28 protein-coding genes, 2 tRNA genes and 2 rRNA genes (1 of these 32 only partly in view) are annotated in these 25,284 nt (G+C 36.5%); 6 read left to right on the top strand and 26 right to left on the bottom strand.

Features of this window, described 5'->3' with window-relative positions:
- Positions 1 to 42 precede the first annotated feature (42 nt).
- The gene (locus JFU54_RS02625; RefSeq protein WP_201063683.1) at positions 43 to 1,059 is read left to right on the top strand and encodes an HIRAN domain-containing protein; all 1,017 of its coding nucleotides are present in this window, start codon (positions 43 to 45) and stop codon (positions 1,057 to 1,059) included.
- A 237-nt stretch (positions 1,060 to 1,296) separates the two neighbouring features.
- On the opposite strand, the gene JFU54_RS02630 is transcribed toward JFU54_RS02625, so the two are convergent.
- From JFU54_RS02630 to JFU54_RS02695, 14 genes are all read right to left on the bottom strand, one after another.
- The gene (locus tag JFU54_RS02630) at positions 1,297 to 1,725 is read right to left on the bottom strand and encodes a hypothetical protein (RefSeq protein ID WP_240792592.1); all 429 of its coding nucleotides are present in this window, start codon (positions 1,723 to 1,725) and stop codon (positions 1,297 to 1,299) included.
- 20 nt (positions 1,726 to 1,745) lie between these two features.
- Complete coding sequence (locus JFU54_RS02635; protein ID WP_201063685.1) at positions 1,746 to 2,120, bottom strand: hypothetical protein; 375 nt, start codon at positions 2,118 to 2,120, stop codon at positions 1,746 to 1,748.
- Positions 2,121 to 2,154: 34 nt separating this feature from the next.
- Complete coding sequence (locus JFU54_RS02640; RefSeq protein ID WP_136804766.1) at positions 2,155 to 3,087, bottom strand: hypothetical protein; 933 nt, start codon at positions 3,085 to 3,087, stop codon at positions 2,155 to 2,157.
- Positions 3,088 to 3,327: 240 nt separating this feature from the next.
- Entirely contained in the window at positions 3,328 to 4,287 is a 960-nt protein-coding gene (locus JFU54_RS02645) for a phage major capsid protein (RefSeq protein ID WP_201063686.1), read from the bottom strand.
- 26 nt (positions 4,288 to 4,313) lie between these two features.
- Entirely contained in the window at positions 4,314 to 4,922 is a 609-nt protein-coding gene (locus JFU54_RS02650; RefSeq protein WP_201063688.1) for an HK97 family phage prohead protease, read from the bottom strand.
- Positions 4,923 to 4,927: 5 nt separating this feature from the next.
- Positions 4,928 to 5,083 carry a hypothetical protein gene (locus JFU54_RS02655; RefSeq protein WP_170957393.1) on the bottom strand — a complete coding sequence of 52 codons (156 nt, stop codon included), beginning with the start codon at positions 5,081 to 5,083 and terminating at the stop codon, positions 4,928 to 4,930.
- 354 nt (positions 5,084 to 5,437) lie between these two features.
- The gene (locus JFU54_RS02660) at positions 5,438 to 5,722 is read right to left on the bottom strand and encodes a hypothetical protein (protein ID WP_201063690.1); all 285 of its coding nucleotides are present in this window, start codon (positions 5,720 to 5,722) and stop codon (positions 5,438 to 5,440) included.
- A 5-nt stretch (positions 5,723 to 5,727) separates the two neighbouring features.
- The gene (locus tag JFU54_RS02665) at positions 5,728 to 6,123 is read right to left on the bottom strand and encodes a sigma factor-like helix-turn-helix DNA-binding protein (protein WP_201063692.1); all 396 of its coding nucleotides are present in this window, start codon (positions 6,121 to 6,123) and stop codon (positions 5,728 to 5,730) included.
- A gap of 23 nt (positions 6,124 to 6,146) precedes the next feature.
- A complete protein-coding gene (locus JFU54_RS02670; RefSeq protein WP_201063694.1) occupies positions 6,147 to 6,362 on the bottom strand; it encodes a hypothetical protein in 216 nt (71 codons plus the stop codon).
- A gap of 328 nt (positions 6,363 to 6,690) precedes the next feature.
- Positions 6,691 to 8,973: a phage/plasmid primase, P4 family gene (locus JFU54_RS02675; RefSeq protein WP_201063695.1), complete on the bottom strand. Its 2,283-nt coding sequence runs from the start codon at positions 8,971 to 8,973 to the stop codon at positions 6,691 to 6,693.
- Between the two features lie 101 nt (positions 8,974 to 9,074).
- Positions 9,075 to 9,467: a hypothetical protein gene (locus tag JFU54_RS02680; RefSeq protein WP_201063698.1), complete on the bottom strand. Its 393-nt coding sequence runs from the start codon at positions 9,465 to 9,467 to the stop codon at positions 9,075 to 9,077.
- Between the two features lie 13 nt (positions 9,468 to 9,480).
- A complete protein-coding gene (locus tag JFU54_RS02685; protein WP_172795160.1) occupies positions 9,481 to 9,624 on the bottom strand; it encodes a hypothetical protein in 144 nt (47 codons plus the stop codon).
- Between the two features lie 119 nt (positions 9,625 to 9,743).
- Positions 9,744 to 10,043 (bottom strand): helix-turn-helix domain-containing protein, encoded by a 300-nt coding sequence (locus tag JFU54_RS02690; protein WP_201063700.1) that lies wholly within the window; start codon positions 10,041 to 10,043, stop codon positions 9,744 to 9,746.
- A 39-nt stretch (positions 10,044 to 10,082) separates the two neighbouring features.
- Positions 10,083 to 10,289 (bottom strand): helix-turn-helix domain-containing protein, encoded by a 207-nt coding sequence (locus JFU54_RS02695; protein WP_201063701.1) that lies wholly within the window; start codon positions 10,287 to 10,289, stop codon positions 10,083 to 10,085.
- Positions 10,290 to 10,442: 153 nt separating this feature from the next.
- Here JFU54_RS02695 and JFU54_RS02700 point away from each other — a divergent pair, with 153 nt between their 5' ends.
- Both JFU54_RS02700 and JFU54_RS02705 read left to right on the top strand, forming a co-directional pair.
- Positions 10,443 to 11,501, top strand: coding sequence for a helix-turn-helix domain-containing protein (locus tag JFU54_RS02700; protein ID WP_201063702.1), 1,059 nt, complete (start codon positions 10,443 to 10,445; stop codon positions 11,499 to 11,501).
- A gap of 31 nt (positions 11,502 to 11,532) precedes the next feature.
- Positions 11,533 to 12,714, top strand: coding sequence for a site-specific integrase (locus JFU54_RS02705; protein WP_201063703.1), 1,182 nt, complete (start codon positions 11,533 to 11,535; stop codon positions 12,712 to 12,714).
- Positions 12,715 to 12,791: 77 nt separating this feature from the next.
- On the opposite strand, the gene groL is transcribed toward JFU54_RS02705, so the two are convergent.
- The 3 genes from groL to JFU54_RS30055 form a co-directional block, all read right to left on the bottom strand.
- Positions 12,792 to 14,426, bottom strand: coding sequence for a chaperonin GroEL (groL, locus tag JFU54_RS02710; RefSeq protein WP_002029451.1), 1,635 nt, complete (start codon positions 14,424 to 14,426; stop codon positions 12,792 to 12,794).
- 37 nt (positions 14,427 to 14,463) lie between these two features.
- Positions 14,464 to 14,748, bottom strand: coding sequence for a co-chaperone GroES (groES, locus tag JFU54_RS02715; protein WP_002009985.1), 285 nt, complete (start codon positions 14,746 to 14,748; stop codon positions 14,464 to 14,466).
- A 74-nt stretch (positions 14,749 to 14,822) separates the two neighbouring features.
- Positions 14,823 to 14,951 (bottom strand): hypothetical protein, encoded by a 129-nt coding sequence (locus JFU54_RS30055; protein ID WP_002029450.1) that lies wholly within the window; start codon positions 14,949 to 14,951, stop codon positions 14,823 to 14,825.
- Positions 14,952 to 15,150: 199 nt separating this feature from the next.
- On the opposite strand from JFU54_RS30055, the gene JFU54_RS02720 reads away from it, so the two are divergent.
- Positions 15,151 to 15,900 (top strand): CPBP family intramembrane glutamic endopeptidase, encoded by a 750-nt coding sequence (locus JFU54_RS02720; protein WP_044440795.1) that lies wholly within the window; start codon positions 15,151 to 15,153, stop codon positions 15,898 to 15,900.
- Positions 15,897 to 16,088 (top strand): YdiK family protein, encoded by a 192-nt coding sequence (locus JFU54_RS02725; protein WP_001246201.1) that lies wholly within the window; start codon positions 15,897 to 15,899, stop codon positions 16,086 to 16,088. Before JFU54_RS02720 ends, JFU54_RS02725 begins: the two co-directional genes overlap by 4 nt.
- Before the next feature lie 29 nt (positions 16,089 to 16,117).
- Here JFU54_RS02725 and JFU54_RS02730 read toward each other — a convergent pair whose 3' ends face one another.
- Positions 16,118 to 16,747 carry a redox-sensing transcriptional repressor Rex gene (locus JFU54_RS02730; protein WP_000437705.1) on the bottom strand — a complete coding sequence of 210 codons (630 nt, stop codon included), beginning with the start codon at positions 16,745 to 16,747 and terminating at the stop codon, positions 16,118 to 16,120.
- A gap of 187 nt (positions 16,748 to 16,934) precedes the next feature.
- Here JFU54_RS02730 and JFU54_RS02735 point away from each other — a divergent pair, with 187 nt between their 5' ends.
- On the top strand, positions 16,935 to 18,857 hold the full coding sequence (locus JFU54_RS02735; protein ID WP_098169066.1) for an ABC-F family ATP-binding cassette domain-containing protein: 1,923 nt from the start codon (positions 16,935 to 16,937) through the stop codon (positions 18,855 to 18,857).
- A gap of 412 nt (positions 18,858 to 19,269) precedes the next feature.
- Here the strand turns inward: JFU54_RS02735 and tsaD are convergent, their stop codons facing one another.
- The 8 genes from tsaD to JFU54_RS02775 form a co-directional block, all read right to left on the bottom strand.
- Positions 19,270 to 20,286: a tRNA (adenosine(37)-N6)-threonylcarbamoyltransferase complex transferase subunit TsaD gene (gene tsaD, locus JFU54_RS02740; protein WP_061675825.1), complete on the bottom strand. Its 1,017-nt coding sequence runs from the start codon at positions 20,284 to 20,286 to the stop codon at positions 19,270 to 19,272.
- Entirely contained in the window at positions 20,286 to 20,729 is a 444-nt protein-coding gene (gene rimI / locus JFU54_RS02745) for a ribosomal protein S18-alanine N-acetyltransferase (protein WP_002063534.1), read from the bottom strand. Before rimI ends, tsaD begins: the two co-directional genes overlap by 1 nt.
- Positions 20,730 to 20,742: 13 nt before the next feature.
- A complete protein-coding gene (gene tsaB / locus JFU54_RS02750) occupies positions 20,743 to 21,435 on the bottom strand; it encodes a tRNA (adenosine(37)-N6)-threonylcarbamoyltransferase complex dimerization subunit type 1 TsaB (RefSeq protein ID WP_002124827.1) in 693 nt (230 codons plus the stop codon).
- The gene (gene tsaE, locus JFU54_RS02755) at positions 21,416 to 21,889 is read right to left on the bottom strand and encodes a tRNA (adenosine(37)-N6)-threonylcarbamoyltransferase complex ATPase subunit type 1 TsaE (RefSeq protein ID WP_088038204.1); all 474 of its coding nucleotides are present in this window, start codon (positions 21,887 to 21,889) and stop codon (positions 21,416 to 21,418) included. The genes tsaB and tsaE overlap by 20 nt, the downstream gene beginning before the upstream one ends.
- A 174-nt stretch (positions 21,890 to 22,063) precedes the next feature.
- A tRNA-Asp gene (locus JFU54_RS02760) sits at positions 22,064 to 22,139 on the bottom strand.
- Positions 22,140 to 22,142: 3 nt separating this feature from the next.
- Positions 22,143 to 22,219 (bottom strand) — tRNA-Met (locus JFU54_RS02765).
- Positions 22,220 to 22,231: 12 nt separating this feature from the next.
- Positions 22,232 to 22,347: ribosomal RNA gene (gene rrf, locus JFU54_RS02770) — 5S ribosomal RNA — on the bottom strand.
- A 102-nt stretch (positions 22,348 to 22,449) separates the two neighbouring features.
- A 23S ribosomal RNA gene (locus JFU54_RS02775) occupies positions 22,450 to 25,284 on the bottom strand; it runs 87 nt beyond the window's last position.

Here is a 25,284-nt window from a genome sequence, read left to right on the forward strand (position 1 = left end):
AAAATTGGTATGATTTAGGTATCATTTTAAGGAGGTTTTTTTATGAGTTATGATTCAATTGCATCGATACAACGTATACAACAGTTACAGCAATCTGAAGCTGCTGCCGGAAAGAGAATAATCTTACAACGAATACCTACTCCCTTAGATGTTATATTGTTTATTACAGCAATTATCTTGGCTATCCCAACTCTTGTGATATCTTATATTTTATTTATTATCTATTATTCATACATAGTTAAAACATACGTAGTCAAGAATGTAGCTACTGGCGAGAAATTTAGAGTTGATAAACAGGATTTTAAGCAATATAAAAAGGATTTTAAAGCAAAAGAAAAAGAAATCAGAAGAATATCCGATTTAGAAACTAATACAGTCGAAATAGACCATGTTAACACGAACATCCACACTCATCATGAATCTAAAGTAGAAAATATCAAGGAAGAAGTGGTGAAAGTAATAAATACATATGTGGAAGAGTCTAGAACAGAAACTGAAGAAATCATACCCGAACAACAGACTTTAGAACAAGAATCGGAACCAATTCCAGCCCCTTTACCAATTGAATTAGATACCAGTAACTCCCTTACTTTTAATGTCGCAGGGGTTACTTTTGATAATGACAAAGGTAAAGATATACAGTCACTTCTAAAACGAATTGCTCGTGCAATTGCCAAAGAATATAATATTGAATCATACGGTGGATATACTAATAAAGAATTACTAGAAATGTGGGTAGAAGCATCTGAATTTGAAGATGTTGAATTTGGTGATTATATCTCATTTGTAAAAGATCCTGATAATGAATTCGATAAAAATGCTATTAAGGTAATTGTTAATTTAGACAATAAAGAATTTCACATAGGCCATGTACCTAAGAAGCAAAATGTTGAAATTGGTAAATTACTAGACTCAGAATCAATAACAAGTGTTTCAGCTAATTTTGTAGGCGGAAAAACAAAATCAGTCGATTATGATGATGAAAAAGACAAAGACGTAGTTATAATTACTGAACTCACACTAGGAGTTTTAATCACTTTACGCTTCGAAGCTGAATAAAAACATTTAAGTCACACTCATATGAGTTGTGGCTTTTATTATGTAATAATTTATAGATTTTCGTAGACATTTCACACCCCCCTTTATTTTTTAAAAATGTTGTCTAACGATAGAAATGCCCCCTACGCTACCTATCCTCCCCAGAGAGAAAATTTTAATTTTTGATAGGGGGGATTCTAATTTCCAATCATTAAACTTCAAAAATAAAAAAGCATCTCCTATGAGATACTTTTTACTTTATCCTAAAAATCCACCAATATAAGTAGACCATTTCTCAAACGCCGTAATTAATTGTGGAGATTTCGCCACCGTGTCCATAATAGCTGTTGCACTATTAAGCAATCCCCTAACAATTGGCTTTTTCGGATTGTCGTTCCCTACTTCTTCTGCAGCGACTTCAATAATTTCTTTCATCTCTTGTTTTTGCTGTGCATCCAACTCTGAAACTTCTAGAAGTTTCAATAATTCTTCTGACACATTAGTATTTTGCTCAAGAATTTTATAATCAGCTTTGACTTTTGCTTTTGTACCTACTGCGAAAGGACTATTTTTTGCATTTACATCCCAACCACTAAAATCATTCTTACTCATATCTATTCCCCCATTATTAATAATAATAATTTTCCCTGCTTTTATTAAATCCGGAATCCACATAAGTTGATTCATCTGCGGGATTTGATCAGTCGCTAAATTGCTACCACCGTCAACAAACTTTTTTTTTTTACATTTTCTAAATACTGATCTGTAAAATAAAAAACTAAGTGCGAACGATTAATATCTGGTATATATTCCTCTCCACAAACATAACATTCTATCTCATAATCAGGTAAGGGTTCTCCTAATTGAAATTGTGCATCCGGATGATTTTCAGGACATAAAACTTCAATTTTAGCAATCAATACGGCAAATGGCCCTTGTGCTTTATATAATAAATAATCATTGACTTGGTCTACATCTTCTTGATTGGAAAGGTGAGCAACTTGATAGGCATTAAAGCGTTTCTCATCTTTTATTGCTAAGGTTTCAAGCACTTTATCTACTGCGTAAGTATCAAATCCCATCTTCTCCCCCCACCTTTCCATTTAAATAATTATGTTATTCTCCACTGGCCACCTTTTTATACCTTACTTCTGCAAAGACATCAAATATCCTTCTTATGATTTTCTCGTTTACTTTTGTCTTAAATTCAAAGCCACCGTTCATGCTAATCTTAAATTTAATACTCGTAACATATCCTGTATCTTCATCTCTATATGGAACATTTAAAGTTTGTGCTAAATATCGTTTCCCCACAAAATTTGACTGATACTCTGGCAATTTTCTTAAATCACTTGTATCACGATCAGCCGAAACAGCATATTTTCCAATTCCATTACTCCCCAAATGCTCTCCTTCAAGTAACCCTGCTTTTAACGTCTCGGCAATTAATATCGCTTCTGCTTCTGTTACCTTTGTTAAAGGTATATGCTGAAATTCCACCGGCAACTCACTTTCTGATAAAAAACTTTTAAATAGTTTTAAATAAGATAGAGCAAATGTATATCCCGCTCTAATTTCAATGAACACAGGACTTCCTAACCGAACAATTGTTGTAACATATTTAGTATCTAACCTGTTAATTATTTCGTACCCATTTGTAGATTCTTTATAAGTACCTGAAACCCACTCTATACGATATCCGTTTTCAAACTCTTCAATGTAGTTAACTTTGGGTTGTTCATTAATTGCTGGTCTTAAATGTACATTCAATATATTTGTATTTATACCCAATTTCTTTTTCACATGGTTCAAAAAAGCTTTTTTGTTATTTAAATTACTAGGAAAATCTAAAATTTCAAAGATATTAAGAGAGGTTTTCCCAGCAAATTCATATTCCTTATAAACCGATTTCACTAAAGGTAAATTTACTTCGGATAATTTTTCATACATATCATCCATACTGCGTTTATTACACTCTACTCCAAGTTCTTCAACGTGGTATAACAAACGATCCCTTGCAACCACGTTTTTAAATCTTAAACGATTCACATAGTTCCCTCCTCTTGATAGAGGCAACCTAAATCCCATCCCTTAATATACTAGACTTTCTTCTCTAATTCTAGTATATTATATGTGCATATTATTGTAAGGCATGTAGGTTGTCCTATACCTCTTGTCTTTTTTTATTTTACAAGAAATTCAAGTTAATTTCTACATAACACGACAATAAACCACACACAAAAAGCAACGTCACCAATTTGGTAAACGTTGCTTTTATATTATTAGCGCTTATTTAATCTCCAAACGATAAACAGTTGGTTCTACCTCTGAATAGATTAATTTTCCATCAAGAAGGTTGTATAGCTTAAATCCAACTTCATTTATAAGAGCATATCTTTCTGGCATTACCTCAACTTCTAATCCATTAGCGTTTTCTTGAATAACGAAGGATGAAAAGTCACCAAAGTAAAATACTGCTGCTGTATCTACTGATCCTTTTACAACATCTGTACAATCTAGTGGGAATCCTAATAACATGTAGCTTACTCCACCATCCACACGATCGATTGTTTTCAGAGCCGGTTCTCCATTTGGTAACTTTAAATCTTCAACATATTCAAGAGCAGCTTTATTTACAATCCATCTCGCTTTATTCGCTACACTAGTAGAAGGCTTATTTTTTAATTCTTTAATAATTGCTACTGGTTCGGTTTGCGTTGGTGTAAATACTTTCGTTTTATTTAACAATGAGCCTTCATTAAATGCCGTTGCATTTGTACCATTAAACATATAATCCATTTCTTTTTTTAGATATTCCTTTTTCATTACGTCAATTACCAAATCGCTTACACTCATTGGTGTCATCTTCAATAGTTTTTTCTTTATGGTTGAAATAGAATCAAATTCCACAGGCTCTAACAATTCAGCTGTTAATCCCAAATGATTGACTTCAATTTCATTCTCATCATCACGCTCTTTGCTATTAACCCCAACTTCAACTTTTGTATCACCAGTTAATACCGGATATCCTAAATTCCCATTAACTGTTACAACCTTCCCATATTTACGTAATAAATTTTCTTGTTCCACATAACTAATAATCTCTTCAGCAATACTTTTAGGAATCGTAGCTTTTCCATTATTAACATCCACACCTAATGTACGAACCTCCATTGCAGAAGTATTTCCTAGTAAGTAGTTTGTAAATGCTGTACGAATTTCTTTTTTATTTTTAATTGTTGTAGTCATGTTATAATTCTCCTTATATTTTGTTTTTAATTGTATTTAAATTTTTTCAAAGTCCTATTAATCTCATCAAGTAATGCTCTTCTTTCAATCTCAAACAAGGACTGATCGATTTGTCCTTTCATCAACAAATGTTGTCGTTTATCTCCTTCCACAACTGTTGTATCAGGATATGCCGGACTATATACCGGACTAATTTCACGTAAACGCGCCTTTACAATAGTTCTATATTCATCTTCACCTTTAGTTTCCCAATTTGATTTTTCATCTACAAAAGTAAAAGAAACGTGTGATAATTTGCCGTTAGTTACTTCCTGATATACTTTTCGTCCTAGATTATTATCAGGAAGTATTAACTTGAAACTTAGACCTACGCTATCTTCTTCCAACGTTAAACTACCATCTTGAATCTTTCCTAAAAAATTATTTTTATTGTGATTAAATAATGCAATTTGGTCTCTTTCTCCCAAGGAATTTTTAAATGCTCCCTTTTTTACCTTCTCATAAAATTGTTTTCTACTTCCAAGTATCTTATTAGACCACTTGTCCCACTTGACAGCATAACCACTGATTATTCTTTCCTTATTATCACTACGTGTCGTTAATTTAAGTTCACTAACTGAGCATCTTATTTCCATTTACATCACATCCGCTGTCTTTTTTGTGAGACATTTATTTTTTTCAATGCAGCATCTATCTGTTTCAAAATACTAGTTCTTAGCTGCACTTCTTTTCCAAGTTCTGCTTTGGCTCTTTCTTCCCTTCCAACCATAGATGCAGTTTCATAACGTTTAACCATTTCCGACACCTCCCTTCATGTTTAATTCGACAATTATCGACAAATCGAAGCCAGAACATCCCCACTTTTTTCGATAATGTTTGTAGTACAACAAAACAAGTACAACAAACCTCTAATTATTGATATGAATAGGTTTATCGTGCTTTTTTATTTGTCACGCGACAACAAGTGTGACAAAACGATTTCCCTCAATAAAAACTGCCATATCAACGCTTTCTAGATAGTTTATTAGTTTCGTAGTACAACAAAAAAACGAATTTTTTCAAAAAATCATTTTGAGGTGCGCGTTTGCACCCCCACTCCCTATCCCCCCAGATGGTCGATAAATAAAATTTGGACAGGGGGGTATAAAACTTACTCTTTTTCTACATAAACTTTTTTGACGTATAAACCATTGTTTAGGTACATTTCACCATTTTCAGCTTCTTTCATAAATCCCTTTAAATTCACCTGCAAATGGTATCTTTTATCTCTTTCAATATGGTAATAAAGGATACTTTCATCCTTATAAGCTGCACAAAGCAATTCTCCACGCATATCATCAATAAATGAGAATAAAATCAACTTACTATCTTTAAACCGAATGCTTTCTACATGTCCAAATAGATCTATGCTTACATTTTGCTCAATATCTTCCACAGTTCTCATCCTCCTGCCCTTAATCTCTCTGCAAACTTGATTCTTCTCATAATCTCAGCATGTTTCTTGTTAATATAGCCTGTACTATAATTTAACTCCTCTGCTACCCGTTCTAACGTCATACCATCAATATATTTCAGCTTAAGTATTCTATTTTCTAATCCTTTGAATGTACTTACTAACTTTTTCAGTTTATACATATCATTCAGCTTATGAGCCAGTTCATACTCAATTGCTTCAATATACACTTCTACTTTTGCGCCATCTGACTCAGCAGTTAGACGAACATTCTGTAAGTCGCCACTGATCCAGCGTTTTAGTTCAGCCTTTGTTTTATCTAATTTGTATTCCAAATAAGCAATGTCCTGTTCTAATTTCTGATAGTCTTTCAACCAATTCAATTACATATCACCTACTTAGATTACTATTTGGCCACAATCTCTTTACCCGATAGTTTCATTCTCTTAAGGAAATAGCCTGTGTGAATATAAGGACTATCTTCGTTTGAACAATGTGATTGCCGATGACCTTCACCGGTACCATGATGATGGTAGCAGTCACACGCCGGGCACCATGTACTCAGATTTCCTGCTGCATCACGTTCAATTGCTAATACGATTGGAACTTTTTTAATTGCCATTTACTCATCTCCATTTTTTGTTGCCGATTTTAGAAACTGCGGCAACCTTTCAGCAACCTTGTTCATCCCTTACAGCTCTAAGGTTTGTACATGTTTGGTTGCTGGTTGCTCTTTACCATATCTCCGTTCTTGCATTTATCCCACAATTGATTAAATAAATATATTTGTTATCTACATAAATACATTTTTAATTTAATAAATCTATAAACTAGCAACCAGAACACTTCAAACCCTTATGGCCCTAAGGCTAATGCTGGTTGTTGAAAGGTTGCTGATTACGCAACACGAACGGCTCAATCTCTTATGGCTCTAAGGTTCATACTGGTTGCTAATAAGTTGCTGGTTTTGACTTAAACCCCTTCACTGTTTTCGATGTACCATTTATTTTCACTTTTTTATCTTTCCACTCCATACCATACTTAGTACAAACAGCATCTTTGAATTGTTTTTGCCCTAATGGATGCTGAACATGGTTATCTTTGCACCACTCGTCATATGCCTTTAGAGCATCCGTCCCTCTAACTTCTTCAAAAAACTGCTTATCATATTCAAAAAAGAAGTCGGCAAGTGGATCATTGTATTCCATAAAGTTCTGTTTCGCTTCCTCCGCCTTCTCGTTGTATGTTAAAATATCAACCTTGCGTTTTTTCATTTCTTTTATAGCATCTATCGCCAATTTCAAGACATATTCCCTTGCACTTACTGTTTCAAGTTGTTTCATGCTTTCCATTTCTGATATACGTTCTGAGTCATTCATAAAATTATGATCAAACGGTAAAATATGCAGTCGTTTATTAATCTGATTGCCATGCTCCCTAAAATTAGGATAGTGATTACTAGCTGTAATACATACTGTATTCATTTGTACTGTTTGACTACCCTTTCCTTTATATTCGATATCGACATACCCACCTGTAATGATAGTTTTTAATGTTCCACTATCACGTATTACCTCATCGGGTTGATCATCTACGATATTTGCCAATTTCCCATAAATGCTACTACCCGCGAAGGCATTTTCCGCCAATTTCTGCGGACTTATCGCTGATATGTTCTCCCCAGAATTGAATGTCTTCTGTATCATATATAAAACCGTAGATTTCCCGTTATGGGCGCTACGTCCATACAGATAAAACATTTTCGGAACTAACAAGGTTGGATACAAAACCGCTCCAAACATTTCATGAATATTTTTGATAGTAGGTAAATGTCCATCAGATACTTTCATCAGCGTTCTTTCAACAAATGAATCAAAAGCATTTGAATTATATTTTGTAGGTATCTTTTTGGTTACAAATACCTCTGGTGTAAACTCTTTAAATTCCATACTATCAAGATGCAATAAACCATTTTCTACTGCTATATAATTCTTGGATTCTTCATTTACTACTGGTGACATATCCATAATGTATTCTTGTACTTCACGCACTTGATTTCTTTTTAATATCTCCGCATCACGAACGAGTGAACGTAACTTCCTACACGTTTTATCAAGTTCATATATTCCAGTAGCTTTGTTGTAAACATAGATATCACCATCTTCATTTGGAAAACGCACAATTTTATTTTCCTGTAAAATGTACTCGACCATGATATGATGTAAAAAACTAGTCCTTCCGTTATTTTCGCTCCACCATGAGCCTTTTTTTATACCATTTGTTTCAACTTGTTCATTTACCAAACAATGAACGTCATTTTTTCGGTTGTAATCAGAACTATGGTTATAATCCGAAACAGAACTGTGGGTAGATTCAATTGCCTTTTCAATTGTCATTTGTCCATATGTACGACCATCAGAAGAATGTGGCTTGTCCCATTTATCCCGCATAAGACTTGTTTCACGGAACATAGAATCCATTTTCATTGGATCTTTATCCGTCCAGAATGCTAAGTGATTAGTAAGAGCCATATCTGTGGAAGAATGATCACTATTTATAAGCATTCCACAAAATAGATCTCTAATAGTTCTACCATTCTTACTATTAAACATTCGTTCCCATAGTTCTGAGTTTGAGAGATTACTTATGTTACTTTCCCTTGGAACAGCCAGTGTTTTTGGTGCTGCAGGCACTTCCTTCTTCTCTATATACTTTTGAAAGAGAATTTTTAAGTTTTCGGTTGATTCTTCCACAGTAAGATTATTTATACTATTAGCCGTAAACGTGAAATACCTTCCGTGCCTATATACTTCCAATCCAATAGTAGGATTTTTCTTGCCTGTACCTACTCCCCTCAAAGGTATCTTTCCTTTTGCAATGATGTGGATCCCATTACCACTTGGTGAGTATTCAGTGTAACTTGGAACAATATTCATAATATCCTGGGCTAATTCAGATAAATCTCCGTCTACAACGCATTTATCCAAGTCAATTCCAACGTAATCATCTTGTTTACTAAAAACAAATCCAATTCCGTTATATCCACCTTGCTGATATACTTCTACCACTTCTTCAAAACTTGACCAAGTGTTACGATTATTCGCCTGTGCCATTTTGCTGTTTACTTGGTAGGGAACCTTTGTCGGTTTACCATCTCGTTTCTCTTTGCGCCAAAGCACCCATTGAGGACAGTTTTTTAATTCTGTCGGTATATTATTAAAATGATCAATCATATTTTTCACCTCCATTGCTGTTAAATTAACTTGATGTTAAAATAGATCCAGTTAAACAAATCCTTTGAAAGATATATGAACCTCTAATTCATATATCTTTTTTATTGATTTTCCTTACTTGCTTTAACCACTTCCGTGAATAATCCATCTTTAATCTCATCCACTCTTTCATATTCTTTATTTAATTCATTTATCGTATGATTGAGTAGACGCCAATACACTCTTAGTTTTCTATGAAATCCACGAAAACAATAAATTTCCTCACCTTTGTATACAGCTGTATCCATATCCTCTACTAAGTGCGCTAAAAGAACTTCTACATCTGTTAAGGTCGCAACACTTACTCCCAGCGATCCCAATTCACCATCAAGTTCACTTGTGAAATTTTTCAAATTACTTTCTTCATAAGAAACATCTTTGAAATCTAATGAATTCTTTTTTGGTATTAAATCTGCTAAATTGGGTTTCTCATTGATTGCTACTAATTGATCCATATTTCTTCTCTCCTTATTTATTATTCATTTCATATAAACGTTTTTTAGCTGCTAATTCCATAGCTAGCAGCAAAGTAGGACTGTTCTTCGCTTCTGCACATTTCTTTCTTACTTCATGCCCTTTCATCATCCTTGTTGCTACAAATACTCCGTTCATATATTCCCCCCTTATTATGTATTGACGTCGCAACCGTCTTTTTCAGCTATAAGTTCCAACATTACATTTATTTTCGGTCCGCAATTCGACCATCTGACAAACAAAAAGTGCTATTTAGTTTAAAGCAAACTTTGATAAAGTTTTATATCGTTATTAGTAACATTCATATTGGAAGTCATATCATCCAAAAATTCATCTACTTCATTTTTCTTAAACAGATACTTGGTCCCAACTTTATAGTATGGTAATCCATTTTTGACTAACCGTTCTTCAATGGTCGGTTTACTAATGTTTAGATACTCGGACAACTCTTTATAAGTCATAAAGTATTTTTCTTTAGCCAATTCCTCGACTTTTTCATTAATAGCTTTTTCCAACATTGAATTAACCATCTTTTCATCAATCTGAACATTAAACAATTCAGACCACCTCCTTTCTATGAAACTTTATGACACATTTTATGTAAAAAAAATTTCATCAATAGTTATTTTAGATAGACCTTTTTCCCTAATTAAATCTCTTAAAATTACTTTTTCTCTATCTTTATACGCTGTAGCACCTTTTTCTTTTCTTCTTAAAGCCTGAACAGATATTCCGAAAAGTTCCGCTAATTCCTTCTGTGTTAAACCAATCAATTTTCTATAACCTTCAGGTTTTATTTTCAAGATTCCCCCTCCTCCTATCCGAATGAAACTTTATGACACCTCAATAGTAACAGTCCTTTTTCCATTAGTCAACAATAAAATGACACTTTATGAAACTTGATGTTTCTTTTTTTATTTAGGTATATTATAATTTGTTTCAAGAGGTGAAACTAAATGGACATAGATAAAAAAGCAGTAGGCATGAGGATTGCTGAAATAAGAAGAGATAAAGGATTGACATTAGAAGAATTCGGTAAGCTTGTTGATAATGCCGGAAAAAGCATTGTTTCAAAGTGGGAAAAAGGAAGCACATTACCAAATAATAAAAGAATAAAAATAATTTCTGAAATAGGCGATATAACAATTGATGATCTACTATATGGAAATATGGAAAATTTCATTTTTAATAACTTAGAAAAATTTTTTCCTGATGGAGAAAAATTTCTTCCGTCCATTATACCTGCTCTAGAAATTCGTAAATTAGCTCATGAGTTAGAGCAAAATAACATAAAGATTTCAAATATAGAAGAGGTTAAAAAAACTATTAATAGCAAAATTCCTCAATGGAAAGTTGATTTTCTAAAGGAAGTAAACAACTATTTAAAATTAATTTCAAATCATAAAGACTTAAAAAAACAAGTTTATGAAATTATGCAATCAGAAACATCATCACTTGAAAAATTAAGTTTAGTAGATGAGGTGTTTGAACATGCAAAATATTTTTCCTTTGAAGATAAAATAAAACTATTTCGTAGTATTCAGGATATTGTGAGCGTTTTGGAGACATTAGTTAATAATGAGTTCCGCTATACAGATACTTTTGCTTTTCCAATAGAAGAAGCAGCATTTATTAAGACTGTTGGAAACTTAAATGTCAATTTGGAAAATATGAAACAAAAACAACACCTGTATTACAAAATGAAAAATTCTCCTTTCCCTTCTAAAGAAAATCACTTTGAAATTTTAGTTCGTGTGAATAACAACAAATGTGATTTATTAACAAAAAACTGTGATTTGTTAATACATTATTTCCCTGAATTTAAACAGGATTTTCTAAACAAATATTTCAAAGAAACGCATATCAGTATTGTTTATAAAGATGATTTATATTTTGGTTTTTTAGATTCAACTTTAACTTTTAAAACAACAAGTAATTCCGAGATTTTTGAAATAAACTTAAAGGATAATTTTAAATCTTGCTATATCTTTCCTACTTCGGCAATTTTTTATTAAAATAATAAACCCAATAAAAAAAGGTGATCTCATGGCATACATCTATAAAAAGGGAAAAAAGTGGGCGTTCCGTGCATATATGGGTACTGATCCCGTAACAAGAAAGGAAATAAAAAAGAGTAAGTCTGGTTTTTTAACTCAAAAAGATGCAAAACTTGCAGCTGCTTTATTCGAAAGACAATTTCATAATGGCGAATATATCGAACCATTAAAAATAACCTTTGAAACAATGTGTAAGGATTGGTTAAAGCATTATGAATCTCAAGGAGCAAAAGTAAGTAGCATAAGAGCAAGAAAAATTGCTTTAGATCGTGTTATTGATGATTTTGGACAAATACCTATTCAAAAAATCACTAAAAAAGCATACCAAGATACAATAGATAAGTTAGCAAATACTTTCAGTTCCAATTATATTTCAAGTATTCATTCATCTACCAATATGGTTTTTGTGTATGCTCAAGAAAATAAATTGATTAAAGAGATACCAACTAAAGGAATTAAACTACCTAAAAAAAAGAAAACTGTCTCTGATCTTGAACAAGGTAATGAAATTCATGAAAAGTTTCTTGAAAAAGAAGAATTAGAGGAATTTCTAACGATTACTAAAAATGATGGATTAGAAGGTGACTTATTAGCCTTTACTATGCTAGCGTATACTGGCTTACGAATAGGCGAAATGATCGCTTTAAAGTGGTCTGATATTGATTTTGACGAACATACACTAAGAGTTATAAAAACTTACTACAATCCAACAAACAACAAGTTAAAATATACATTACTGACACCAAAAACAGAGGGTTCCATTCGTACAATAACAATAGACCCTCTTTTAGTAGATATGCTAACGCAACACAAACAACAACAAGAAAAAATAATAAAAGATAACAAACCTTTTTATAAAGACAATGATTTTATTTTTTCAACCAATGAAGGTTATCCTAAGACAATTAAGCATTTATCAATTAGAATGCAGCGATTACTTAAGAAAACATCTATACAAAAACAAGTAACACCTCATTCATTTAGACATACCCATACCTCTTTGTTAATTGAAGCAAATGTACACATAAAAGAGATACAAGAACGACTCGGTCACTCCGATATTAATACAACAATGGACATATACGCACACATGACAAAGAACATAAAAAAAGAGGCTTCCAATAAGTTTAGTAACTTAATGAAAGACCTCTCTAAAAATCTTATTGACTAATATCGGTCACTTTTCCGGACACTATATTAGGTGTAAAGACTTATAAATGTTGATATAACAAGGTTTTTACACCTAAATTACATCATTCCGCCCATACCACCCATGCCCATGCCGCCCATGTCAGGCATTGCTGGTGCATTTGGTTCTGGCTTGTCAGCAACTACAGCTTCAGTTGTTAAGAACATAGCTGCAACAGATGCTGCATTTTGAAGTGCAGAACGAGTTACTTTAGCTGGATCTACGATACCAGACTCAAGCATGTTAACCCATTCGCCAGTAGCTGCGTTGAAACCAACGCCTACTTTTTCGCCTTTTAGACGCTCTACAACTACAGATCCTTCTAGACCAGCGTTGATTGCGATTTGACGAACTGGCTCTTCTAGTGCACGAAGTACGATGTTGATACCTGTTGCTTCGTCGCCTTCAGCTACGATAGAAGCTACTTTTGTGTATACGTTCATAAGTGAAGTACCACCACCTGCAACGATACCTTCTTCTACTGCTGCACGAGTTGAGTTAAGTGCATCTTCAATGCGAAGTTTGCGCTCTTTTAACTCAGTTTCAGTTGCTGCACCTACTTTAATTACTGCTACACCGCCCGCAAGTTTAGCAAGACGCTCTTGTAATTTTTCACGATCGAATTCAGAAGTAGTTTCTTCTAATTGCGCGCGGATTTGACCGATGCGAGCTTCGATTTGTTGTGAATTTCCAATACCTTCAACTACAGTTGTGTTTTCTTTCGTTACAACAATTTTACCAGCACGTCCTAAAGATTCAACTGTAGCAGATTTTAAGTCACGTCCTAATTCTTCAGTGATTACTTCGCCACCAGTTAAGATTGCGATATCTTCTAGCATTGCTTTACGACGGTCACCAAATCCAGGAGCTTTAACAGCAACTACATTGAATGTACCACGAAGTTTGTTCACTACTAATGTAGCTAACGCTTCGCCTTCTACATCTTCAGCAATGATAAGAAGTGGTTTACCTTGTTGTACCACTTGCTCTAATACTGGTAAGATTTCTTGGATGTTAGAAATCTTTTTGTCAGTAATTAAAATGTATGGGTTATCAAGAACTGCTTCCATTTTGTCAGAATCAGTAATCATGTAAGGAGATGCATATCCACGATCAAATTGCATACCTTCTACTACGTCTAATTCTGTTGTGAATCCTTTAGATTCTTCTAAAGTAATAACGCCGTCGTTACCAACGCGCTCCATTGCTTCAGCGATTAATTGACCTACTTCTTCGTCAGCCGAAGAAATAGCAGCTACTTGTGCGATAGAAGATTTACCTTCGATTGGTTTAGAAATCGCTTTTAATTCTTCAATTGCAGCAGTAACAGCTTTTTCGATACCTTTACGAAGACCCATTGGGTTTGCACCAGCTGTTACGTTTTTAAGACCTTCACGAATCATAGCTTGCGCTAATACAGTTGCAGTTGTCGTTCCGTCACCAGCTACATCGTTTGTTTTGCTAGCAACTTCTGCCACTAATTTCGCACCCATGTTTTCGAATGCATCTTCTAATTCGATTTCTTTTGCGATTGTTACACCGTCATTTGTAATAAGTGGTGAACCGAATTTTTTCTCAAGTACAACGTTACGACCTTTTGGTCCAAGCGTTACTTTTACTGCGTTTGCAAGAGTGTCGACACCGCGAAGCATCGAACGACGTGCTTCTTCACTAAATTTAATATCTTTTGCCATAATAATTGACCCCCTTGGATTTTTAAAATGTATATAATTAACCGATAATTGCTAAAATGTCACTTTCACGTAAAATCAAGTAGTCTGTACCTTCGTATTTCACTTCAGTACCTGCATATTTTGAGAAGATGATAAGATCACCTGCTGCTACCTCTAAAGCAACACGCTCACCATTTTCAAGCACTCGGCCTGTACCTACTGCAATAACTTTACCCTCTTGTGGTTTTTCTTTTGCAGTTTCTGGTAATACAATACCACTTGCTGTTTTTTCTTCTGCTTGAACAAGTTCAATTACAACGCGATCACCTAATGGCTTTAGCATGAACAATAACCTCCTCATTTTGTTATGTAAATTTTATTTATTAGCACTCAAGTCACACGAGTGCTAACACACTTCTAATAATAAATAATCTCAATTTCTTTTGCAAGTAAAAAAATCATAATTTTTTCGCAAATTACTTTATGCACTTTCCTATATATCATTACTTCTTCTACTGCCTTTACTATATGAATCGTTGTTCCCACTTCTTGTATGTTACAATATGAAAGACACCCTAAGTTGTTTTCGCTAAACGTACAACTTTTTCCTGTCTCCTATTTTATTTTCAAATACTTATTTACAAAAAAAATATAATTCAAATGAAAGTTTATATCGTAGGTAGCATATTTACATGTTATCCTACCTTATCTCATACACTAGCGTTAGAAAGGATGGTTAAACCATTTGAAGAAACAATATTGGTGGATTATCGTTACATACATTTTAATGCAGTTATCAGGCATTGCCGGGTTACCGCTTCTCCTGAAAACTGGACTATACGATAATAGGGGATTTACTAGAGATGAAAAACTTCAGCTCATAACTGGTCATTGGGCTATCATTAGCTTTTTCATTGCATTATGCGTTGTACTTTGGTTACTCAGAACAGACATTCGTGACAGGCATTTAGATAAAATGCGCTCTACTGTTCCAGCTACAATTGGGTGGATTTTTATTGGTTTCTTCTTAGCGCTGTTCTCACAAAGCATTGCCGGTATGATCGAAATGCGTTTATTAGGGATTACACCGGGATCTGAAAATACAGCAAGACTTATGGACATCGCAAGAACGACACCTTGGTTCCTTATTGTCATATCTATAATAGGACCTATTTTGGAAGAAATCGTATTTAGAAAAATTTTATTCGGTACACTTTATAAGAAGTTTAACTTCTTTATTGCCGCTATTATTAGTTCACTTGTATTCGCGGCGATTCATTTTGATTTTACTCACTTATTGGTATACACTTCTATGGGGCTCGTATTCGCCTTTTTATACGTAAAAACGAAACGAATTATAGTTCCTATTGCAGCTCATGTTGCAATGAATACATTAGTTGCAGTTGCTCAAGTTGTAGTAAGTAATGAGCAAATTCAAGAAATGATTAAAGAAGCTGAAAAAATGCAAGGCTTTATCGGAGGATTTTTAGTATGAGAAACTCACCATTGTTCATGGCTGCATTGTACTTTCTTCTTGGATGTATCTTTACACGCTTCGCCATTACGAACGTAACAGATACAATCTGGAATATGTGGACAATACTATTTGCAGTTATGGCAACAATTGATTTTAATTTGGCACTTCGCCTTATCTTAGTTAAATTCACAAAGAAAAAACAATAATAAAACGCAGAGGTCATCTCCTCTGCGTTTTATTGTGGATAATTCTTCAAAAAGTAAACAAGTGTTTGTAACTCTACAGCTAAATCAATGTGATGAATCCTTATATTCTCTGACACATTTAAGCGTGCTGGTGTGAAATTTAAAATACCATGCACGTTCGTTTCTGCCAATCTATCTGCCACAGATTGCGCTACTGTAGCGGGTACCGTTAATATTGCCACTTGTATATCAGTTGATAAACGTTCTTCTAATTCATCCAAATGATATACAGGAATGCCTCCGATTTCTGTTCCAACTTTCTCTTCACTAACATCAAACGCCATTTCAATTTTTGTATTATTGTTTTTCGTGAAATTATAATGTAAGAAAGCGGTCCCCAAATTACCTACTCCAATAAGTGCCACGCGTGTTATATCATCTTGGTCGAGTGTTTCACGGAAAAATGATAATAAATAATTTACGTTATATCCATATCCTTTTTTCCCTAACGCTCCAAAATACGAAAAATCTCTTCGAATAGTTGCGGAATCAACCTTTACCGCTTCACTCAATTCGGCTGATGAAACACGTTGCTTACCAGAAAGAGATAAGTTTTGGATAAATCGATAGTATAGAGGCAATCGTTTGGCAGTGGCCTGTGGAATTTTTTGCTGCTCCATATAACCTCTCCTCTCTTCCTATCTTTATTCTTATACTTGAATCAAATACAGAAGTTTAGTACTCATGAATTTCCTTGTATAATAAAGAGAAGAAGTATTCTCTCTTTATTTTAAACTATACACTATTTTTAGTATGATTGAGAAATATAAACATGGCAAAGTTAAGAAATTATTTGAGGTGAAAACATTGATATTATTACAAGTGAATGGGCTTTCGAAATTATACGGTGCAGAAACGATTCTTGCAAACATAAAATTGGAAGTACAAACAAAAGATCGTATCGCATTAGTCGGACGAAATGGAGCTGGAAAATCTACATTATTAAAAATAATAGCTGGCGAGTTATCTCATGATGGTGGTGAAATTATAAAACCGAAAGATGTCTCAATGGGGTATTTAGCTCAAAATACCGGATTAGAAACGTCTTTAACAATTTGGGATGAAATGTTAACCGTCTTTACACACTTGCAGCAGATGGAGACAAAACTTCGAAGGCTAGAGCAAGAGATGGGAAAAGAAGAAAACTTTTCAAATGCGGCTATATATGAGAAATTATTAGCTGATTATGACCAATTACAATTAGATTATAAAGATCAAGGCGGCTATCAGTACGAAGCGGATATACGCTCAATTTTAAGCGGTCTTGGCTTCCCAGTTGAAACGCATCAGACGAAAATTTCCACATTAAGTGGTGGACAAAAGACTCGATTAGCTCTCGGGAAATTATTATTAACTAGACCAGACTTACTTATTTTAGACGAACCTACAAACCATTTGGATATTGAGACACTAACATGGCTTGAACAATATTTACAAGGCTATCCTGGCGCTATTTTAATCGTTTCCCATGACCGTTATTTCTTAGATAAACTTGTTACACAAGTATACGAAATTTCTAATAAGGAAAGCCGACGATTTGTTGGTAACTACAGTAAATATTTAGACTCAAAATCAGCTCTATACGAGCAAGAAATGAAGCGTTATGAAAAACAACAAGATGAAATTTCTAAACTGGAAGACTTTGTACAAAAAAATATAGCTCGTGCATCTACGACAAAACGCGCTCAAAGTCGCCGTAAACAATTAGACAGAATGGAAGTATTAACTAGACCATTAGGCGATTCTAAATCAGCTTCCTTCCACTTCGATATTGAAAAACAAAGTGGAAATGATGTTTTACAAGTGAAAGATGCAACTATTGGCTATTATCAGGAACCGATTATTGAACATGTAAATATGCGCTTAACTCGCGGTGACAGTGTTGCCTTAGTTGGGCCAAACGGAATTGGAAAATCTACATTATTAAAATCCATTGTGAATAAGTTACAGCTATTACATGGAAACGTTGCTTTCGGCTCAAGTGTATCTGTTGGTTATTATGATCAAGAACAAGCCAACTTAACATCTTCGAAGCGAGTTTTAAATGAATTATGGGATGAATATCCCCTGCAGCCTGAAAAAGAAATTCGCACTATACTAGGCAACTTTTTATTCACAGGGGATGATGTACTCAAACCAGTATCTTCTCTTAGTGGTGGACAAAAGGCTCGACTAGCTCTTGCAAAACTTATGATGCAAAAATCCAATTTATTAATTCTCGATGAGCCAACAAACCATCTTGATTTAAATAGTAAAGAGATTTTGGAGAATGCTTTAATTGATTACCCAGGTACTCTTCTATTCGTCTCTCATGACCGCTACTTTATTAATCGCGTAACGACAACCGTTGTTGAGTTATCAACAGAAGGTGCACAAGAATATTTAGGTGATTACGATTATTACGTTGAAAAGAAAAATGAAATGATTGAACGTGCGGAACTAGAGCAAGAAGATGAAGTACCTGTTCAAAAAGTGGTGGCACAAGAAAAATTAAATTATCTCGAAGAAAAAGAACGTAAACAGCTAGAGCGTCAACGTACTCGAAAAATTGAAGAACTGGAACAAAATATCGTAGGCTTAGAAGAAGAAATTGCTACGTTAGAAGATCAGCTTTGCTTACCAGAAATATATGCAGATTATGAAAAGGCCAGTGAAATTACAACTAAAAAGCAAACACTGCAAGAACAGCTTGAAGCTTGTATGGCAGAATGGGAAGAACTGCATATATAAGAGAATTTAAAAGAGGAGGCTGTCTCATAAGTCGGGCTTTTTGACGAGATGACCTCCTTTTTATTTTCTGTTTTAGAATCAATACCATAGTAAATGAAATTATACAAACAATTCGACAAGGATTGACAATAGTAGCACCTTATATAATAAGTGGAGGATGTTTCAATTTTTTTTTTGGCATCTCCTTGTTTTTTATTTCCCAAAAAAGAATTTCTTCAAAGGTCAGACTTCCTCTATGTTATCCACAAGGTTATGCACATATCCACCTTTATAATATAAACTTCCAAATAACTTTTCCACATTATCCACAACTGAATAAAAAGTTATACACATTTTATGTACACAAAAAAACCCATATTATCAACAGATAATATGGGTTTTATCCACAGGCTGTGGTTAATTTTGTGTATAACTATGCTTCAATATCTAATCCTGGATTTGCATTTAAAGCTAATGTAGCGCGTTTTCCTTGTTCGTATGCAATTGTACCTGCAGCCGCAATCATCGCTGCATTATCTGTGCATAAAGATAGAGGAGGAATAATTAGCTCTATATTTTCTTTTTGTGCAAATTCTGCTGCTAAACGTGCACGAAGCCCTTTATTAGCAGCTACTCCACCAGCAAGAAGCACTTGTTTTACATTGTAAGCATCTGCTGCACGAGACGCTTTCGTTACAAGTACATCTATTACACTTTCTTGGAAACTTGCTGCTAAATCTTCTGGTGCAATTTCTATACCGCGCTGTTTTGCGTTATGCACAGTGTTGATAACTGCTGATTTCAATCCACTAAAGCTGAAATCATACGAATCAGGTTCTAGCCACGCACGAGGCAAATCAATTGTTGGTTTTCCTTCATGCGCAAGGCGATCAATATGAGGACCACCTGGATAAGGCATTGATAATGTACGAGCTACTTTATCGTAAGCTTCTCCTGCCGCATCATCTCGCGTTTCACCAATCACTTCAAATGAACCATGTTCTTTCATATAAACAAGCTCCGTATGTCCACCGGATACAACAAGCGATAGTAACGGGAATTGTACTTCTTTTATTAAACGATTCGCATAAATATGACCAGCAATATGATGAACACCAACTAGAGGGATATCATGAGCAAAAGCCACAGCTTTCGCTGCATTTACACCTATTAAAAGTGCTCCGACTAAACCTGGGCCTTCTGTTACAGCAATTGCATCAATATCCTCAAAAGTGATATTCGCTTCTTTTAAAGCTTCTTCTAACACAACTGTAATTTCTTCTACATGATGACGGGATGCAATCTCTGGTACAACTCCGCCAAAACGCTTATGACTTTCAATTTGTGATGCAACGACATTCGCAATGATTTCCGTTCCATTTTTAACAACTGCTACAGCTGTTTCATCACAGCTTGTTTCAATACCAAGTATAATTATATTTTTTTCCATTATATATTCACCCACATTACAAGACCATCTTCCTGATTGTCTGCATAGTATCGTTTACGAATCCCACCATTTTGAAATCCGTATTTTCTGTATAACTGCTTTGCTACTTCATTTGACATGCGTACTTCAAGTGTCATTGTTTTTACTCCTAACCCTTTCGCTTCGGAAATGACTTCTTTCAGTAAGGCATCCCCTAGCTTTTGACCTCTGTATTCCGGTAGGATAGCTATATTTGTTACATGTGATTCATCAATAATTATCCACAATCCACAGTATCCAATTACGAGACCATCTTTTTCTAGCACGACATAATGTGCATGCTCATTCACCTCTAATTCACGGTGAAAGGCATCTGCAGTCCAAGGGGTTGAAAAAGATGCTTCTTCAATAGCTACAATTTGAGCAATATCATCAAGTGCCATCTTTCTAAATATCATATCCATCTTCTGTAGGCCCCTATTGTTTTTGACTTTCTAACCATTTTGTTTCAGCTTCAGCTAAACGAAGATAGCTAGGAACAAACGTATGCACGTCTTGTTCTTCTTTTTGTAATCCTAAAAATGCTAATTCACTTGGTCTTGGGTTATTCTTAGTGAACGGAGCAAATACAGCTTGATCACCTAAATATTCTACAATTGTTTCTTTATGCAATTTAACATCGTTACCAATAAATAAAACAGGCTGTTCTTTATCTTTTAACATTTGCAACCAGTCAACAATAAGAATAATTCGGTCTTCTTCTATTGAAGTTATACGCTCTCCTTCATATGTATATAACCCCGTGTAAATTTGACCACGTCGGCCATCAAATAAAGGACAAATTAGTCCATTAAAATTAGTACCATTTGCAGCCACCACTTCCAAACTTGATACACCTACAATTGGTATTTGAAGTGACCAAGCTAATGTTTTTGCCGCTGTCACACCTATACGAACACCTGTATATGATCCCGGTCCAGCTGCTACAACAATTTTAGTCAATTCTTTCGGTTTTACACCGCATTCTTTTAACAGTTTCTCTACAGCTGGCATAAGACGTACAGAATGGTTTTTTGTTAAATTTGTAATGATTTCCCCAATCACGTTCCCTTCCTCAATAAGGGATACACCCATTACGTAATTTGAAGTATCAATTGCTAGTACTTTCATCTTGTAATAGCTCCTCACATAATCTAATATAGCGATCTCCAATTGGCTCGAGTACAATTTTTCTTGTATCATCTCCAGCATGGAATAAACTAATTTGCAACTTCTCATTTGGTAAATATGCTTCTATTAAATGAGCCCATTCTACTACTGTAATCCCTTCACCATAGAAATACTCATCAAACCCTAAATCTTCTTCACTTTCCGCTAAACGATACACATCCATATGATATAGCGGTAATCTTCCTTTATATTCTTTAATAATATTGAAGGTAGGACTATTTACGACTCTTTTCACTCCAAGACCTTTTGCTAGTCCTTTCGTAAAAGTCGTCTTACCAGCTCCAAGATCACCTTCTAAAATAATTACATCTTTTTCCCTTACAAGTCTCCCTAATTTTTCTGATAATCGCTGGGTTTCTTCGGAAGATTTTGTTGTCATTTCATATTTACTCACAGACTTCACCTACTTTACTCACAATGTTCTCTGCTCTTTATTATACAGGTTTTAAATATATAAAAAAGTCCTTAGGAGTTTTCCTAAGGATAGTTTGACTGTCTTTATTAGTTTTTTGTTAAAACAAATAAAAAAATACGAAACAACTTGTTTCGTTCTTTTCTTTATATAAAATGGCGGTCCCGACCGGGGTCGAACCGGCGATCTCCTGCGTGACAGGCAGGCATGTTAACCACTACACCACGGGACCATTTGGTTGCGGGGACAGGATTTGAACCTGCGACCTTCGGGTTATGAGCCCGACGAGCTACCGTACTGCTCCACCCCGCGATGATATAAATAGCCTGGCAACGTCCTACTCTCACAGGGACAAGGTCCCAACTACCATCGGCGCTAGAGAGCTTAACTTCCGTGTTCGGTATGGGAACGGGTGTGACCTCTCTGCCATCATTACCAGACTATATTCATTTAAGACAAGAATCATCATAACTCATTCGACATTTAAAGTCAATAAGTTTTTTATATTCTCTCAAAACTAGATAACATTAGCTTCATATTATATGGTTAAGTCCTCGATCTATTAGTATTCGTCAGCTCCACATGTCACCATGCTTCCACCTCGAACCTATCAACCTGATCATCTTTCAGGGATCTTACTAGCTTACGCTATGGGAAATCTCATCTTGAGGGGGGCTTCATGCTTAGATGCTTTCAGCACTTATCCCTTCCGCACATAGCTACCCAGCTATGCCCTTGGCAGAACAACTGGTACACCAGCGGTGCGTCCATCCCGGTCCTCTCGTACTAAGGACAGCTCCTCTCAAATTTCCTGCGCCCACGACGGATAGGGACCGAACTGTCTCACGACGTTCTGAACCCAGCTCGCGTACCGCTTTAATGGGCGAACAGCCCAACCCTTGGGACCGACTACAGCCCCAGGATGCGATGAGCCGACATCGAGGTGCCAAACCTCCCCGTCGATGTGGACTCTTGGGGGAGATAAGCCTGTTATCCCCGGGGTAGCTTTTATCCGTTGAGCGATGGCCCTTCCATGCGGAACCACCGGATCACTAAGCCCGACTTTCGTCCCTGCTCGACTTGTAGGTCTCGCAGTCAAGCTCCCTTATGCCTTTGCACTCTACGAATGATTTCCAACCATTCTGAGGGAACCTTTGGGCGCCTCCGTTACACTTTAGGAGGCGACCGCCCCAGTCAAACTGCCCACCTGACACTGTCTCCCGGGTCGATAAGACCCGTAGGTTAGAATTTCAATACAGTCAGGGCGGTATCCCACCAGCGCCTCCACCGAAGCTAGCGCTCCGGTTTCAATGGCTCCCGCCTATCCTGTACAAACTGTACCAAAATTCAATATCAGGCTACAGTAAAGCTCCACGGGGTCTTTCCGTCCTGTCGCGGGTAACCTGCATCTTCACAGGTACTATAATTTCACCGAGTCTCTGGTTGAGACAGTGCCCAAATCGTTACACCTTTCGTGCGGGTCGGAACTTACCCGACAAGGAATTTCGCTACCTTAGGACCGTTATAGTTACGGCCGCCGTTTACTGGGGCTTCAGTTCAGAGCTTCGCTTACGCTAACCCCTCTCCTTAACCTTCCAGCACCGGGCAGGTGTCAGCCCCTATACTTCGCCTTACGGCTTCGCAGAGACCTGTGTTTTTGCTAAACAGTCGCTTGGGCCTATTCACTGCGGCTTTCCGTTAAGAAAGCACCCCTTCTCCCGAAGTTACGGGGTCATTTTGCCGAGTTCCTTAACCAGAGTTCTCTCGCACACCTTAGGATTCTCTCCTCGCCTACCTGTGTCGGTTTGCGGTACAGGCACCTTTTATCTCGCTAGAAGCTTTTCTTGGCAGCGGGGAATCAAAGACTTCGCTCCATAAGGAGCTTCCCCATCACAGCTCAGCCTTCACGATAAGCGGATTTGCCTACTTATCAGCCTAACTGCTTGGACGTGCACAACCAATCGCACGCTTCTTCTATCCTTCTGCGTCCCTCCATTGCTCAAACGATAAAGAGGTGGTACAGGAATATCAACCTGTTGTCCATCGCCTACGCCTGTCGGCCTCGGCTTAGGTCCTGACTAACCCTGAGCGGACGAGCCTTCCTCAGGAAACCTTAGGCATTCGGTGGACGGGATTCTCACCCGTCTTTCGCTACTCATACCGGCATTCTCACTTCTAAGCGCTCCACCAGTCCTTCCGGTCTGACTTCACTGCACTTAGAACGCTCCCCTACCACTGATACCATTGGTATCAATTCGCAGCTTCGGTGGTGTATTTAGCCCCGGTACATTTTCGGCGCAGAGTCACTCGACTAGTGAGCTATTACGCACTCTTTAAATGGTGGCTGCTTCTGAGCCAACATCCTAGTTGTCTAAGCAACTCCACATCCTTTTCCACTTAATACACACTTTGGGACCTTAGCTGGCGATCTGGGCTGTTTCCCTCTTGACTACGGATCTTATCACTCGCAGTCTGACTCCTAAGGATAAGTCATTGGCATTCGGAGTTTGACTGAATTCGGTAATCCGATGAGGACCCCTAGTTCAATCAGTGCTCTACCTCCAAGACTCTTACACTTAAGGCTAGCCCTAAAGCTATTTCGGGGAGAACCAGCTATCTCCAGGTTCGATTGGAATTTCTCCGCTACCCACACCTCATCCCCGCACTTTTCAACGTGCGTGGGTTCGGGCCTCCATTCAGTGTTACCTGAACTTCACCCTGGACATGGGTAGATCACCTGGTTTCGGGTCTACGACCACGTACTAAACGCCCTATTCAGACTCGCTTTCGCTGCGGCTCCGCCTCTTCAGCTTAACCTCGCACGGGATCGTAACTCGCCGGTTCATTCTACAAAAGGCACGCCATCACCCATTAACGGGCTCTGACTATTTGTAGGCACACGGTTTCAGGATCTCTTTCACTCCCCTTCCGGGGTGCTTTTCACCTTTCCCTCACGGTACTGGTTCACTATCGATCACTAGGGAGTATTTAGCCTTGGGAGATGGTCCTCCCAGATTCCGACGGAATTTCACGTGTTCCGCCGTACTCAGGATACATTCAAGAGAGAACGAAGTTTCGACTACGGGGTTATTACCCTCTGTGACGGACCTTTCCAGGTCGCTTCGTCTACCTCGTTCCTTTGTAACTCCGTATAGAATGTCCTACAACCCCAAGAGGCAAGCCTCTTGGTTTGGGCTAGATTCCGTTTCGCTCGCCGCTACTCAGGAAATCGCATTTGCTTTCTCTTCCTCCAGGTACTTAGATGTTTCAGTTCCCTGGGTCTGTCTTCCATACCCTATGTATTCAGGTAAGGATACCATACCATTACGTATAGTGGGTTTCCCCATTCGGAAATCTTCGGATCAAAGCTTACTTAC

The sequence above is a fragment of the Bacillus sp. TH19 genome, from assembly GCF_016651075.1.
GTDB classification, from domain to species: Bacteria; Bacillota; Bacilli; order Bacillales; family Bacillaceae_G; genus Bacillus_A; species Bacillus_A mycoides.